General features: G+C 60.6%; 10 protein-coding genes. 6 read left to right on the plus strand and 4 right to left on the minus strand.

What is annotated here, in order from left to right:
• Positions 1-226 (plus strand): hypothetical protein (locus ACPYOP_RS27920; protein WP_481413507.1); only part of this gene is annotated, 226 nt, incomplete at its 5' end.
• A gap of 246 nt (positions 227-472) precedes the next feature.
• Here ACPYOP_RS27920 and ACPYOP_RS27925 read toward each other — a convergent pair.
• From ACPYOP_RS27925 to ACPYOP_RS27940, 4 genes are all read right to left on the minus strand, one after another.
• Positions 473-5,299, minus strand: a complete 4,827-nt coding sequence (locus tag ACPYOP_RS27925) for a vWA domain-containing protein (protein ID WP_481413528.1) — start codon at positions 5,297-5,299, stop codon at positions 473-475.
• Between the two features lie 5 nt (positions 5,300-5,304).
• On the minus strand, positions 5,305-7,701 hold the full coding sequence (locus ACPYOP_RS27930) for a hypothetical protein (RefSeq protein ID WP_481413508.1): 2,397 nt from the start codon (positions 7,699-7,701) through the stop codon (positions 5,305-5,307).
• Positions 7,702-8,126: 425 nt separating this feature from the next.
• Entirely contained in the window at positions 8,127-8,387 is a 261-nt protein-coding gene (locus tag ACPYOP_RS27935) for a hypothetical protein (protein ID WP_481413509.1), read from the minus strand.
• Between the two features lie 190 nt (positions 8,388-8,577).
• Positions 8,578-9,321: a hypothetical protein gene (locus ACPYOP_RS27940; protein WP_481413510.1), complete on the minus strand. Its 744-nt coding sequence runs from the start codon at positions 9,319-9,321 to the stop codon at positions 8,578-8,580.
• 219 nt (positions 9,322-9,540) lie between these two features.
• Here ACPYOP_RS27940 and ACPYOP_RS27945 point away from each other — a divergent pair, with 219 nt between their 5' ends.
• The 5 genes from ACPYOP_RS27945 (at position 9,541) to ACPYOP_RS27965 (ending at position 15,586) form a co-directional block, all read left to right on the plus strand.
• Positions 9,541-9,819 (plus strand): hypothetical protein, encoded by a 279-nt coding sequence (locus ACPYOP_RS27945; protein WP_481413511.1) that lies wholly within the window; start codon positions 9,541-9,543, stop codon positions 9,817-9,819.
• Between the two features lie 285 nt (positions 9,820-10,104).
• Positions 10,105-12,960 (plus strand): xanthine dehydrogenase family protein molybdopterin-binding subunit, encoded by a 2,856-nt coding sequence (locus ACPYOP_RS27950; RefSeq protein WP_481413512.1) that lies wholly within the window; start codon positions 10,105-10,107, stop codon positions 12,958-12,960.
• Positions 12,957-13,481 (plus strand): (2Fe-2S)-binding protein, encoded by a 525-nt coding sequence (locus ACPYOP_RS27955; RefSeq protein ID WP_481413513.1) that lies wholly within the window; start codon positions 12,957-12,959, stop codon positions 13,479-13,481. Before ACPYOP_RS27950 ends, ACPYOP_RS27955 begins: the two co-directional genes overlap by 4 nt.
• On the plus strand, positions 13,474-14,463 hold the full coding sequence (locus tag ACPYOP_RS27960) for a hypothetical protein (RefSeq protein WP_481413514.1): 990 nt from the start codon (positions 13,474-13,476) through the stop codon (positions 14,461-14,463). The genes ACPYOP_RS27955 and ACPYOP_RS27960 overlap by 8 nt, the downstream gene beginning before the upstream one ends.
• A gap of 646 nt (positions 14,464-15,109) precedes the next feature.
• Positions 15,110-15,586: a helix-turn-helix domain-containing protein gene (locus tag ACPYOP_RS27965; RefSeq protein ID WP_481413515.1), complete on the plus strand. Its 477-nt coding sequence runs from the start codon at positions 15,110-15,112 to the stop codon at positions 15,584-15,586.
• The last annotated feature ends 236 nt before the right edge of the window (positions 15,587-15,822 follow it).

Below are 15,822 nucleotides of genomic sequence, written 5' to 3' on the forward strand. Positions count from 1 at the left end.
ACCACTGCTGCTACGCCTGGCGAACACTGCAGGAGCGGCCATGGAAGATCATGTCAATTGCCCGACGGCAATGGGCACAAGGGTTCTGATCAATGACGGCTGGTATAAACCGTATGGCCGCATTACGTCGGCTCCAAATGTTAGAGAAAGCAGCGCCATCTCTGCGACTAGCGCATGGTGGAGTTGCCTGGCAGCACTTCGAACTTTCAGAATTTATCTGGCGTGAAGTAGGTCTGGGCGAGGGCGCGCACGGCCTGGGGCGTCACATTCTCATAGCCGCTTTGATTGGAGCGCAGAAAGTCGATGTAGCGGGCATCGGCCTGAGCTTCACAACAGCCGGCTCGCGGGTGGCATTCGGGCCGGCATTGGAAACAATGGCGGCTACTTCAGGTTTAGTTAGCCTACCCATAGGGATGGCCAAGTCTTTTCATGCGGCAGAGCCCCGATTAACGTTCGCCTGTCTACATTAAGTCTACTCACCTCTTGGCAAGTTCACCGAGGTGGTTTCGCCCGCTTTCACCTCTACATCGTCGATAACCTGTTCGGGCAGGCTGCCGACGACAAGACGGTAGCGGCCGGGCGGCAGTTTCTGCGCCAGGCCACCAACAACGCCGGATGCCACTTCGGCTCCGTCCGAGCCGAGAACGTGGTAGTCAGGCGAGATAGCGGCGTTCAGGGCGGAGCGGAGCGAAGCCTCGTCCCGCGCATCGATGAAGTCGCCGCCGCCCGCCGCAGACCAGTTTCGGAATTTCTCCTTCAACGCCGCGTCACCAAGATCGAAGCCGACGATATTCAGACGCACATCGAGACCGGCAGCCCGAAGCGCCGCTATCTCGGAGGCCGGGTCGCCGCCGCATGTTTCCTCGCCATCGGTGATAAGCACGACCAGCCGTCTGCCACCTGCCGACGTCATGTCATTCGACACCTCGCGCAGACTGGCGGCAATGGCGGTCTTGGCGCCGTCCTCTGCCGTGATCCTTTCGATCGCACCTTGAGCAGTTGTGGGGTCGAGCAAGCCGAGGGGCAAGGCTACGGTACCTGCGCAGGCCCCTTTTCCTCCGGTCCCGAAGACGCGAAGGGCAAAGGATGTCCCGGGAGACAGGGTATCGGCGATCAGATCGGAGAGGATGGACTTCGCGATGTCGATCTTTCGCTTCCCGCCGATCCGCTGAAGCATGCTTCCGGAGGCGTCAAAGATTACCTCGATGGCACGATTGGTCGGTGTACGGACGTCATCGTCAGTGATCTTGGTGACCTTCAGACGCCCGAGTTCCGGGAGCGTCGTCTCGAAACGCCAGGTCACGCGATAGGGCAGCGGGCGACGCAGGATTTCGGAGAGTTTCTGAAAGGCGCGGCTTGCGTCCCCGCGCGTGGCGAATTGCTGGTGCAGCCCACCTGCGAAGCTAGCCCAATCCTGCATCTGGCTGGCCTGCGCCTGCGCGGCCCGATCGTGGGTCGCGGTCGGAATGCGCAGGGCAAAGATCCGGGGATGGGCGGCCTCGAGTGCCGACCAGAGTTCGCCCACCCGGCTGCTGGTGAATGACGCGTCAGTAAGCAGGACAATGGCATGCCGGCCCGGTTCGCGAGCCAAAGCCCGTGCGGCCACGATCAGCGCCTGCTCGGCATCACTGTCGGAGTCGGTGCCTGGATAGGCCTGCAGCGCGGCCCATGCCTCAGCAGGGGTGGTGGCGAAACGCTGCAAGAGGGGCTCGCCCTCTTGGGAATTGATCGCGCGGAAGGGGACGAAATTCATCGTCTGTACACCAGGTGCGAGTTGGGTCGCCATCTCCTGCACCGCGGCCAGGATCGCTGGGGTGAAGGAAGACACGCTGAGGCTGGTGTCCCAAGAGATCACGACGGCATCTGGGGGCTTGCTGACTTCCAACAAATAAGGGCCCTGTCCCGGCTCCAGCGCAGCCGTGAGCTCCTCCGCATCCCGTACGAGGGGTACGCTCAAGCCTGCGCGGTTCCTCAGGTCGAATGCGGCACCGTCGGTATCCGTCCTCAGGGCGAGCCGCAGCGCCTCCGCTGGCGGGTCGATGCGGTACCAGAGGGAACGTCGCGCCTCGCTCACCTTACCGCTGCCAACCACGTCGGGTGCCAGGGGCACAGCGCCCTCGGCGCTCTCACCGCCGGGAAGCTCCGGCGTTTCCTCGCTAGGCGGGTTGAGCCGTTCGTAGAGCGCGACGGAGCTCTGCGCTCCCCATTCGCCGAGGATCGAGCCGCCTGCAGCGGCACCACGGTGCTCGACGACCGAGACCGTCGCCGGCATGGCGGCAGTGTCGGCGTCGGGTGCGTCGACGACGAAGCGTAGGGCACGCGCCCAGATCGGCGTATCAGGCAGGAGGACACCGGTTTTGAGCCCAGAATCGAATGTCAGATCGCCGACGGGCTTCCATGGCCCTAGCGGCCCTGCCGTGCTGGCAAGGACTGTAAGTCTGCTGATCCGGTTCTCGAGCGCCACCGCCGGGTCGGCAGTCACCGCGATACGGGCCACCGGCGCGACCCGGTTCTGGAAGAACTGCATGATCCATTCGGCACGCCCCCGTTCCGGACCGCGGAATCGGACCGTGCCGCCCGGCCATTCCGTCGCCTCGCCGACGAGCGTAGAGTCTGTCTCGGAGGCCCGCACGATGTGGCCCCCAAGCTCCGGTAGCGCGAGATCCCTGGCTTCCGGCAGCGCTTGGGGCGGCACGAGAACCGAAAGTTTGGAAAGGGTTGCGGTCTCGCCACTGCCATTCCAACGGTCGAGCGGCACGAGGCGCAGATGCGTCGCCGAGATGTCCGGTGGGAAAACGACAGGCTGGGCGCGGGGCAGCGGCGCTAGTTCCCCTTCCAACACGGGTGAAAATTCGTCGCCGCTCGCCACCTCGATCCGGAAATGCCGGAGCCGCTCAGCCGGCGATCCCGTCGCTGGCGGGGTGAGGAGGAGACCTGCTACCGGTAGCGCCGCGTCGCTCGCAAGATCGATGTCTAGCGGTTGGCCGACCCGCAGCGCAATAGACGCTCCGTCCATCTGCCCGTCGAACAGGGCGGCGCTTTCAGAAGGGACGATGGCGCCGAAGCTCGGTCGGGCAGCGTCCAGCGCGCCGAGCAGGGTGGCCGGGAGAGGCCTGGCTGGTGCGGGACTGAGCGGGGCGGCCCCATCGCGGGCCGTGGCGCGGCCTTCAGCAAAGTCCAAAGTCGCGCCGGTCGCCGGATCGACCAGAGCGACGGCCCATTGGACCGCGGCACCGTCTCTAAGTCGCGGCGGTGCATCGATACGCAACTGCACCGGTGTGCTTGAAGGCAGCTTGTCGGGAAGTCCGCTGACCTGCCACTCGTCGTCGGAAACCCAGCTGACCAACCTCGCCTCTGGCAGGCCGGGCGGAAAGGCGACCTCCACCGACAGGCTCTGCCCCCGCACGTCGTTAGCCGCGAACGTGGCTCGCGCGGGTTGGCTCTCCCTGGTCATCCCGGCCGGCAGACGATCGAAGGGGGGCGCGAGCGCCACCGTGATCTGCCCCGGTGCCGCAGAGACCCCTGCACCCTGCAAGGTGATGTTAAGCGGCCCGGCGGGAAGGATCTCCTCCCAGGTCGCGATGAGCCGGGACGGATCGCGCACATCCTGCGAGAAGTCGAGCGACAACGTGTCGTCCCCGGTTGGAAGCGACAGGGTTCCGCGCGCGGATGTTTCAACCGGGGCGCTCACCGTCAGCGTCACCAGATGTGGGGCCTTAAGGGGCAGGGCCAATTGGTCCCTGTCCCCGCTATGGTCGAGCCAGAACCGCAACGGCGCCTCGCTGAGTTCGGTGGCATGAAGGATGTCGTCGTTCGGCTCCTTCTCCTCATTCGGACGGGGAGGTGTCGTCCGTTCGGTGGACACTGTCCAGGGGCCGTCGCCACTGAGTTGCAGGATGTGTCGTCCCGGCGCCAACTGCAGGCGCGAGAGCGTTGCGCCGCCATCGCCAAGGTTCGTAGCCCCTGCTACCTCGGCCATGGCCGTGTCGAGCAGATTGAGGCTGACCTCACCGTTTGCCTTTGCGTTGATAGTCCACCAGTTGAGCGCTCCCTCCGGGATCTGTAGCGCCACATAGTCGCGTTCGCCAGGGATGAGGTGTCCGCTGAGCATGGCGCCGGTCGTTAGCGGTGAAGCATAGCTCTCCAGGTCGTTCGGTTCGGCCTCCTGACCCGGTGCAAGGGGTGGCGCAGGCTCCAGCGCCACGACATACGGCTCGGATGGGCCGAGGTTGCCATTGACCTTCACGCCGTAGCGGCCAGGTGGCAGGGCGTAGGGACCAAGACGAAGCGAACCCGTGCCGGTCATTGTGTTGGCAAGAGCGATATCCTGATCGTTGATGAGGGTGACATTTACTGGCCGGTCGGATCGTGTATTGAGCGCGACGGTGATCTGATCCGCGACGTCCGGCGGGACGGTGAAGACGTAGACGTCGGTGTCGGTGTCGCTTGCCGGGGCGTAAAGTCTCGCGCGACGGCTCTGACCCACCACGATTTCATGTGCACGGGCAATGTCAAAGTCAGGCTCGGCGCCAAAGTCGCTCGGTTCCTCGGGAGCTGTGGCGGAAAGCAATAGTGGCGCGCCCGCGGCGAGGCCGCGCAGCCTGAGCCGGTAGTCGCCAGGATCGAGCCGCAGATCGGCGCTTATGGCCATGCCGTCGTCCGGCGGTCCAGCTAGGGTGAAAAAATAGGATTGGTCTGGGCCAAAGGCCTCCAGTGACACGTTCTGACCCACCGGAGCCTGTAGGCTAATGTCCCACAGGCGCGTGGCACCTTCTGGCGTCAGCCTCCAGGGAAATTCGATCGTATCGCCTGTGCCGGCGAGTTGGGTGCGGAAGGCATCGGTCGCGATAGTCGCTGTCTGCGGTGGTGAGTTCTCGACCTCCTCGCCATAGACTCGCCAGCGCATCGTCGTGGCCGGTGTTGCCATGGCGAGGAACCAGCGACCCGGCTCCAGAAGCAACGGCGCACTCAGCACAAGGCCTGTGGCGGAATCGACGCCGGCTCGCCAGACGACGTTGGGGGTGCCGTCCTGCGAGACGCGGATCAATTCGACCAATCCATCGATCCCAGGCACGGTCTCCAGGCGAACCCGCCAAAGGCCGGCCAACGGGATCTCCCAGGCCACAAGATCCTGCTCCCCGTTCCTGGCGGTACCACGGACGCAGAAGGGACCGGTTTGTGGCGCGCCGGCGAGCTCGGGCGTGTCATTGGGTTCGACCTCCGCTGTGCAAGCGCGCGCTGCCGAGGGAGCGAGCCCGAAGACGAGAAACAGCGCGAGGAGGGGGGCACCGGCGCGCATCCCGATCAAGGCCCTGGCCCCGATCCGCTGCCTGCACAGGCCTTCGACGCCACCTCGAGTGCGCGCCGCCTCTTCTCGTTCTCCTCCTCCATCTTTGCGATGCCCTGGCTGAGCTTGACGATCGCCTTTCCGGCATCGCCACCGCCGCCGGTAACCGCCAGCAGGATGGCTACCGGAGCCACGAGCCGCCCCAACCGGGCACCCACACTCGCGAAGAACCCGGCATTGCGGCAGGCGACATCCTTGTTGAGTTCGGCCTCTTCGGTCATCGACGCGCGGGTGCCGTCGGCGAATTCATCCTCGACCAGCCCGTGCAGGGGATCGACGCTCCACCAAGCCAGCCTGGACTCCTGCGTAATCGTTGGCTCAATGGGGGAGAAGAGAACGCGGCCAGCCCGGAGTTGGTCGGCTGCGCGATCCCGCGCCTCTGGGGACAAGAGGGCGAGCTCTTCCTCCGAAGTCACAACGTGGGCAGTTTGCCGTTCGCGCGCGTAGGACCAGACGGCAACGGCATCCGGCTTGGGTGAGGTGTCGGCAAAGCCTTCGGTGCCGAGTTGCAGCACCAACCGTTCGGCAAGCACCGACGCGACGGCCCAGGCGGCTGCATCGTGGGCCGGATCAGCCGATTGCGGTACCGCAGGCTCCCTCCCGCGTCGCATCTGGTTACGCAAGGTGAGCCCCGGATAGCCGTCCGGCGGCTCGGGGGCGGTGGTCGACCAGAACGTGGTCAAAACGCCGAGCGTGCGGGGTTCCGGCGCCGTCGCGTCGGAAATTTCTCTGAATATTGCGCGCCGTAGCCCGTCGAATCCATCCATGGCCCCGCCGATACGTCTTGCCTGCGCAGCGATGCCGCTGTTGGTCAGCGCGAGGTCGTTGGAGGCATCCTCTACCTGTATGGCTCCTGTTGCACCGTCGAGCGGCAGGAACGTCACCAGTTGCAGGAAGTCGAGATAGGCGCCGTTGGCATCAGGCAGCGGAGTGGCGGGACCTGCGCGCCGAAGCAAGGCAAAGCTCTGCCTCTCCCCCTGCGTGGCGCTGCTGTCGAGCCGAACCTCGACCTCCAGGCCGCGGAGCGTATCCGGCACCGGATCCTCCGGAGGTCGCGCGAAATCAGCTCCCGACCCAAGAGCTTCTCCGACCTCTCCCAGAGCATTCGAGACCGCCTCGTCGACCGTCGGCTCCGCCGAGGCGGGGCGCGGCAGGCGCAGGCTTTCGCCGAAGGCGATACCGGCGCCGGAGATCAAGACGGGCGTATAGACCTGTGCTTTGTGCTCGGCCTCGCGGTCGGGAGGCGTGATCCCCCAGCTTTCGGCAAAAGCGAGGACCGCATCACCGTCAAGCGGCATGTCAGTGTCGAGAAGGACGCGCGGCGTGACCTTGCCGTTCGCCGCCGCCTCGGTAGCCCGCAGCGTCAGGTGCAGCCGCGGGATTAGTTCAGCCGGGAATTCGCTCTGCGTGGCGTAGGTTTCGCACGCGGTAGCGTCGAACGGCTCCCCCCGCACCGGGTCATAGGGCTGCCACCGGTCACCCTCGCGGAGCTCGACGGTGACGAAGGGACGTTCCCTCAATCGTGCTAGCTCATCGGCCGGATTCTCGGTGCGAAAGGCGGGAAGCGCTCTGCGGATGTCGCCCGCGAGTGCTTCTGCTTCGGACCTGCCTTCGGCGACGCTCGCGTGCCAGACGGCGGCGAGCCGTTCCAGGACGACTCGTTCTTCGGCAGACAGGTCGGGCGTCGCCATTGCCTCATCTATCGCTTGCGAAAGCGACGGGCGAAGGACGGCGGTCGCAGGCGTCGCGCCCGCCGCGATCGCCTCCGCCGCTGTGGCGGTGGGCCAACAGAGGCCAAAGCGGGTCTCCGCCTTCGGATCGCGAGACAAGATCAGCGCGCCCAGCAGTCTTGCAAGATCCGGTTCGCTGCCCCGTCGCAGAGCGAGTGTTGTCTCGGGGCTCCTTACCGCCGCGCCGTGGGGCAAAAGAGCCATGTCCCGGGCCAACGCCGCAGCGAGGTCCCTAGCCGAAGCTCCCGCGGTTGCAGCATAGACCTGCAAGGGGTCCTGGCCGGTCACATCCCCGGCGGTCTCGCGCGTTTGCCCACCCAGTCGTTGGACAGCGAGCTGCGCCAAGGGATAGCCGTCGTCAGCCGCCCAGCCGTAATAGCGCAAGGCTGCCTCCATTTGGCCTGCTGCTTCGAGCGTCCGAGCGTATTCATGCATGAGGCGGGGTGAGCCATCGTCGATATCGAGCGCGGCGGCACATGTCTCTGTCGCTTCAGGCAAGACGATGGCCTCGAGTGCGACCTCGGGATCCGCGGCGAGCCGATGGCAATCGTCGACAGGTCCTGCGGCCACGACTGACGGCAAGACAAAGGCAGCGACAAAGCTGAGCAGCGAAACAAGCTTCATTGACGCTCGCCGTCCATTGTTACTGTCTGCCAGGAGATGAAGTAATTGCCGAAGATTACCCAACTGGACTACAAGCGCAACGAGTATTTTGGCCCCTGTAACTGACGAGCGATTGAGGGTGCTACCTCTGGCCCCAGGGAAGATAATGTTGCATCAACTGCAAAATCTAGTTACCCAGTTCGGGGCACCCGGTGGCATATCGCTGAATAACGGCCGGAGCAACTCCGGCCGTACGCATTATCGAGCGTTGTGATGTTGCCGATGTTCGTCCGAAGGCGTCCGTCACGTACCCACTGAACGATCTCGCCTACTTGAGCTGGTAGGGAATGTTGCATTGAGCGAAAGTGGCGCTCCTAAACAACAAGCCGCCGAAGAACGAGATGATGCTGAAGCTGCGACGCGTGGTTTGGCCCTTCTCTTCTGTATCACAGGCTGATGACATTCCAGGACAGAACCTGAAATGACGCGGCCCAGGTTTGCCTGATGTCGGGAGCGAACAGAACGGCTGGGCCGACTGTGCTCAGATTGGTAATGGCGGCAGTTGCCGAAACGGAATAGGCAGGGATGAAGAACTCGCCGTCACGGGAGAACGACCAGATGAGATTGGTGCCATCATAGGTCAAACGTTGCCATATCGGCTGGGCCGGCTGCGGAAGGCCAACGTCCTGAACTGTTGTATCGTTCACGCGGCCGTCAAGGCCAATGCCTCCTGGAGTGATAAAGTCGTCAAGCCGATAATCGGTCGTCCGGAGGGCAGTGACGCCGCAACAGAGCCTTCAGGAATGCCTACGGGCGCGATGCGGGTCTGCGCGTCGATCATTTCCCACTCGGTTCGGAAGCGGCCAGGTGTCTGGCAAAAGCGGACGTCGATAAGCCCTAACGTGCTTTGCCACCGGCTAGACGCGCTGCACGCCGCACGCGGTTCTCGCTCAAGACACGTTGGAAATTTACATCGGTTTTCGCGTGCTGAGCGAGATCGTCCAAGAATTCTGCGACTTCTCGAATTGTCTCGACGACAACGTACCGCAGGCCGCCGCCTGCATCGACGGAATCATAGCTGATGCTGATGCCAAAGCCATCGCGGACTTCTCGAAACCACGCCGATCGCCATTTCTTGAACTCAGCGGGATCCGCCTCAAACTGCGCGAGTAGCGTCTTCTGTCTGTCAATTCGTGCGAGGAATGTTCCAACGACATCCCCGGCGCTAGCTTTTGCCTTCTCGGCTTTCTTCGCAGCCCATTTTTCAATGAAGTAAGACCTCGGCGCCACGCTCGCCGCTTCCGTTCCATCGGTGATCGCATCTGGTTCCAGATTCGATGGAACCGGACCGGACGCAGGTCTGCGCGAATTAATCGGCTCTTCCTGCTCCATTACCAAGTGTTGCTTGAGATTGGGAGCGAATGCGCCCCAAATGGATTTCGGCTGCTCGACCAGTGCCGTTCTCTTGCGCCGGGAGTTCTTGATTTCGAAGATGAAGGGCTTTGTCTGTTTGGACATGTTTCTCGGGGAAGGATCTAGGGTGGGCCGTTGCTGACGGATGATCAGCTCGGATGGAATTCGAGCAACTTCTTTAATATTGGGAATTGGTGGATTGTAGCTGTTGCGATTTGTATGGTCCAACGACCTATATCAGGCGGGCGGATTAAGCAATATCAATGAATCAGGTAATCGTTTCAGCGTATGATGATGCAAGGTGTCGGACTTGTATGAGTAAATCTGTCAAATAATCTCAAAATACTGCAGAACGACAATTATACGCCTTCGAATTTTGCCGTCTCAGCCTTGAGTAGTGCGCTTCATTCGAAGCTAGACTTTGAAACTGGTATAGCCAGCTCCAACTTGCTGAAGGCCGTCATTCGCGAAGCCTCACGCATGGGCGTGTCATTGTTAATCACGATTGAAATCGCGATCGACGGTGTACATCCAATGGCGTATGTGATCGAGCAAGAGCATCTATTGCCATTCCATCGCCAGAACCTTGAGATCCATCGGTCCGGATTGAAGCCTCATATGGAGCGTTTTTTGAGTTCGGCGAGTTCATCTGCAGTCGGCGAATGCTGCAGCGAGTGCTTCAGTTTGGCGCTACGCGACAAACGCTCGGCAAATCGCTCCAAATAACAGTTTCGGTTTCAACGATCGCTCCGGTCATCCCACCGGCGGTTGCGGTTTCGTCCGTAATCTGATGTCGCAATTCGTCTTGACTTACTTATGGGTGCAAATATGGTGGTGAGGCGAATTCGATTGCACGCCTGCCGGGTGGCGTTCCCGCGATGTAAAGGCATGTGACAAAAGAATATGTCAGCGATATGCGTCGCTGGCATCCGTGCCTTACACCTCGTCTTCGTGCATTTCAATCGACTGAATTGCTCAAAGTCTCTTCACTTTACTGGCGAGGGGTGCGCGATGAACGATACGACTTTCCAAAACAATCACACGAGTTCATCCATTAAGCGACGCCGTTTCCTGCAAGGTGCTGCAGGCCTTATAGCGGTTACCGTCCTTGGTCCGCCAATGAGGGCCAGTGCCAGCCAGTCGCCAGGCAATTCGACAGGTGTGCAGGCACCCGTTCCCGGCGTAGCGAATGAACGGATCGACGGCCGCGCGAAGGTGACTGGCCAGAAGGTGTTTGCCCGAGACTTCAATTCCGCCGATATGGGCTGGGGAGGGGATCAATGGTACGCGCTCTATCTGCCGGCCTTGACGACCGAGCACAAATTCCTGAATGTGGATTTGAGCTACCTGCCGGACGACGCAAAGCCAAAGCGCGTCGTCCTCGGCAATCAGCTGAAATCGGCCGTCCGGACTGCTCCGTTGGCCCGATATCGTGATCTTGAAGTCGAGGCGAACGCGATTGACGAACACGAAAAGGGGTTTACGGAACTGTTCAAAACGCCGCTTGCGGCCGCTGCCCAAGCCTTTGCTTCAAAGGGATCTTCTTCGGTAGAATTCGATATCATCGTCAAGCCCGGCAATGTTGCCAATTTCCTCGGGCAGGCTGTCGCTTTGCTCCTGTTCGACAAGCGGGAGACTTATCGGGCGGCCAAGCGCTACATGCAATTCAGCGACGCCAGCTTTCAGGTTTATGCCTTGGATGATGCGTCCTCACAGGGCATGGGCGCGCCATGGTCGCCTCAAACGACCTATGTAAAATTCTTTGAGAACAACGAAACCTTCAGCTATGCCACAGCCGATCCGGCAACCTATCAGCAGAACGTGCCGGCCTATCGTGACAAGATCAATCAATATCTGGCGCAGAACTCGGACCTGATCCGCCAGCCATTTGCCGTTGACACGCAAGCCATGGATCCGATGTTCATGGAGCCGGAGAGTGGGCTTGCCTATTATGACAGCAAGTCTCAAAGCCTGTCTCTCGTGCTCGGGACGCAGTCGCCGGACGGCGACGTCTCAAGCGCTGCATCCATGTTCAGCGGCGCAGACTCGCCCATTGTCGTCAAGGAGATCGTACTCCACAGCTGCTATCCTGGCGGTGGCTTTGGCGGTCGGGACAGCTCGCCGTTTTCTCAACTGCTGGCTTTGACCGCCGCATTTTCCGATGGGGTTCCCGTCAAACTTGCCCGTGATCGTTTCGAGCAGTTTCGCTACGGTCTGAAGCGTCCCGGCGCCGCGATCAAAGGCGAGTTGGTTGCCGGACCCGACATGAAGTTGCGCTTGGTCGAAGCGACGATGAATTTCAATGGAGGAGGGCTGCGCAACCTATCGCCTTATGTTGCCAATCTGGCGGCACTGTGTGTCGGTGGATCTTATGAACTGCCGATGGCAAATGTTTTCGCGCAGTCAAGGCACACTCAGGATATCACTGGCGGGTCTCAGCGCGGATTTGGTGGACCGGAGGCCTTTCTCGCGATCGAGACGGCACTTGACGATATCGCAGCCTCCAAAGGCTGGGATCCGATCGCGTTGCGGCGTGCCAATATCACTGACACGGGAGGCCGAACCATCGTCGGCGGCCTGGTCGATCAGGAACTGCGCCTCGGGGAGATACTCGATCGCGCGGAAGCTCATGCCCTGTGGGCAGATCGGGCGAAAATCAAGGCTGACTATGCTGCCCGCGGACTGACTTACGGCACTGGCATGGCGCTTTCCATGCAAGCCTATGGCACCTCGGGCGACGGAATGGTCGCCGCGGTGCTGATCGATCCCGACGGTAAGTTGACGGTTCAGTCTGATGCCGTCGACATGGGAAATGGTTCGGCGACGACCTTGGGCGTGGTGATCGGGCCAATTCTCGGCGCCAACGCGTCTGCCGTAGACATGGGCGGCTATCTGCTGTTCGGTCAAACCGGATTGACCACCGGCGGCAATGGAAGCGATTGGACTAATCCGCACTGGACGGCCAAAGGCGTTGGCTCCTCTTCCGCCTGTCTTACGGGTCTCCATCAGGTTCATACCGTACAACAGACGGCGCTTGCCTTGATGCAGGCCAGTATTCTGCCAGCAGCTGCAGCAATCTGGGACCTGCAGGACCTCGGTCTCGACGATGTCAAATGGGACAATGGGCGGTTGGCTTTTGTCAATGGTGGGATCGAGCCGATAAGCTGGGCAGATCTCGCAAGAACGATTTACAGCAAAGGACTACCGACAGGAGCGCTCGGGCATGCGTTCATTCAGGGTAGTTGGGTCGAGGCCGACTTTGCTGGGCCGGACGGCAGCATGCATTTGCAGCTCGACGGCTTGTCCTTCTACCTGCCGAACGTCAAGGGTCCGACGTTTGTCGGTCGAACGAACACGAAGCCGCCGCCCGCACTGGCCCAGCGCTACTCCCGTTATGTCTGGGCGCCCTGCGCAAACGTCATCGGGCTTACGGTCGATAAAGGCAGCGGTTCGGTAAAGATCGAGAACGTCCTTTCCATCCTCAATGCCGGCAGATTGCTCGTGCCACAGCTCGTTTCCGGACAAAGTCAAGGAGGAATCGCGATGGCGATCGGCTACGCCTTGATGGAAGACATGCCAAATGGCATGGCGGGACCCGCTGACGGAACCTGGAATCTGAACCGCTATCATGTGCCCCGTTGGGCCGATGTGCCGTTGAACACGGTCTACGAACCAGGCAAGCGTGCGCAGGAGCTGGTCACCTTGCCGGAGAGTGCCGGCGACCGTGGTGCAGGCCGCGGCATTGCGGAGGCGGTCATGTGCTCCGTTGCGCCGGCGATTTCCAATGCCCTGCATGACGCATTGGGCCGTCGCTATACATCCCTGCCGATTACGCCGGCGAAAATTCTGGAGGGACTGCGAGCATGACGATTTCCTTCAAAGTCAACGGTATTGCCCATGAGGTGGATTCTGCTCGCGCGGACGATCGGTTGATCGACTTCCTTCACGATGATCTCGGTCTAACCGGAACCAAATTCTGTTGCGGGATCGGAATCTGTCGCGCCTGTACAGTCGCTTCCATCCGCTCGCCCAACGAAACGGCCGCACCGATCATCAGCTGTTCCACCGCTCTGGCGATGGTCGACGGCACGGAGATCACCACGATTGAAGGCGTCACGCCAAGCGAAGGATTGCTTCCAATTCAGGAAGCATTTCTGCAGGAATTCTCGTTTCAATGCGGCTACTGCGCTCCTGGCTTTGTCGTAGCCTCACAAATCTTTCTGGATGGGCTGCGGCAGCTGGGCAGCTTGCCGAGCGATCTCGACGCGGCAATCGAACAGGCCGTCGGTTCCCATATATGTCGGTGCACCGGCTATGTCCGCTATTACGACGCCATCCGCAAGACCGCCGAAGCGATGTTCGCAAAGGAAGGATCGCACAATGGCTAGCCATCTTTTCAATCGCCAATGTCTAGCCCTTCTATTGCTGTTGTCGGCCGGGCCGTTGCTGGCGGGGCATGCGCGGGCCGATCAGACCGATGCGGGTTCGACCAGGGAACTTTATGGCGCCGAATGCCGCAAGCAGGTGGGCGATATCCCCGAATTTTCCTGCAACGATGGGGTTCCTGTGCCGATTACCGTCGATGGGAAGAGCGTGCCGGCAACGAAGAACATGACGTGCGATCGGCCCGCCTTGCTTCCAAATGGAGCGGAGTCTGACGGACAATGCGTGCCGAACTCCCGCATCCTGTCCCTATCGACGAAGACCATGCAGATCGCCGTCATGTGCCGGCAAAAGATTATCCGGCCGGCGGATAAAATGGAGTTCGATGAAATCGATATTGTTGCACACAATCCGAAGACGGGTGCTACTTGCTGGTTTCAGGCGGAAGGAAAATCCAGTCAGCCCGTGAGCGGCGAGAAAGTGCCGTCTCCGACCTCTCAGCCTTCAAGCGAATTTTGGAACACACCTGAGACTACGTTCAAAAACGGCTGTGGAACCTGTCACGACAATGACCCCTTCATGTTCTCGCCGTTTGTGGGCCAAGTCTGGAACCATATGCCCGTGAACCCCTTTGGCCCATACTTTCATGTGGATCTTCCTTCGCCTCATAGGATCGGTTTCGGCAGCTGGCCAACCCAGGCCCTTAATCCCACCGACAATACGTGCCTTGGCTGCCACCGCATCGGCATCGCGGAAACGTGCCGACAGCTGACGGACGAGATGACTGGGCGTTTTCCTGAAGGGGCCGATGACTGGGCACGTCGTTTCCCGGGCTCACATGCGATGCCGCCGGATATCGGTATCACGCAGACCAGTTGGAATGCCATCTATAAGTCCTCTGTGGATCAGATCAGATCGTGCTGCCAGAAGCCTGAGCAGCCGGCATGTCGCGTAACCGCAATTCCTGCCTATCCGCCAGCGAACTAAAAAAATGTCCTGGTTTGACGTAAGAGCGACGAGCTCAACTCTTAAACAAGCTGCGAGTGGTCGATGCGATCAGCCAACCATCAGCGATTTCATCGCCGAGCTCAAAACAAGGTGTCCGCTGACCTGGCCGGACTAGCCCTGCCTCGATCTCTGGGGGCGAGGCAGGGCTCAGAGGCTAGGCAACAAACCTCTGATGCGAACATCCGGTTGAGGGCGAATGTGTTCGCACCTCCGCCGGATAAGCGACATTCCTGAAATGAGCGTGAAAAGGCCTGCCTGGAATGCCAAGCAGGATAGGGGGGAATCTATCATCATTGAATGCTGCGAGCACGGGCAGCGGGAAATGTGCCGCTTGCAAATTCCGAGGCAATTCCGCCCCTCATTCCGAAATCATGTTGCCCCTTGTTCCGGTATGAAGTTTCCTTCTTTGATGGTCATGAGGAAGGAATGGGATGCTTGGGAGAGACTGGAGATGCAGCGCGTCCGCGAGATATCGCGATATCGCTTTAAGCCAGGGCTTGGGGCACAAGTCGATTGCGGTGCGGGTTGTGAGTGGTGAGTTCAATGTGGTTTTTGGTGGCTCGGGATTGTCGTGATAAGGAGAGCGCGTGATATAGAGATCGACCGATGCAGTCAGAGCGACCAGATGGACACGAAGACCGAAAATTACATTGAGCGTGCGCATCTCGTAGAAGAGCGCGATCCCGAAAACGACAATCCGATTTACCGTCGGCCAGGCTTTGAAGGTGTGACCAGCCTCGGCGAGATGGACACTCGGATCGGCGAGGCGCTACGTGAGGCGCGGGAAAAGCAGGGGCTGACAAGACCTAATCTGGCGCCATTGCTCGGTCTTGCGACACAGGTTTACGGCCGGTATGAGCGCGGCGAGGCAAAGCTGCATGTAACGCGCCTTGTGCACCTCAGCGAATTGCTGGACTGTTCGCCGCTCGACGTGCTGTTTTCCGCTGCCCCGAATCTTTGGGGCGACACACCGGAAGAAGCCGATATTCGCATGAGGCTGATGAAGCATATTGAACAGCTCTCCATGGAAAAGGCCGGGCTATTGCTCGGCGTCGTTGAGTCGTTCCTCGCGATGCAGCCGAAGGGTGATAAGGCCAGTTGATAAGAAGAGAAAATCTCGCCGGTTGCTTCTACATCTGGCGCTAAAGTGTCCTCGGTCTGCCGGATAAGCGGCGTTGCTTCGGCCTCGGGATAAGGCCCTTAAGGAAGGTCAATATCGACCTATTCTCGAGGCATCGCGGCTACGTTTGGCTTCGATAGGAAAAGGTCGAGATTTTCTCGATCGTTGCCGCAGAGAAGCGTATACCAGTTCTCGCTATTTCAGCTGACGATGACTGG

This window comes from Rhizobium sp. KNZ2-6A (assembly GCF_056755475.1).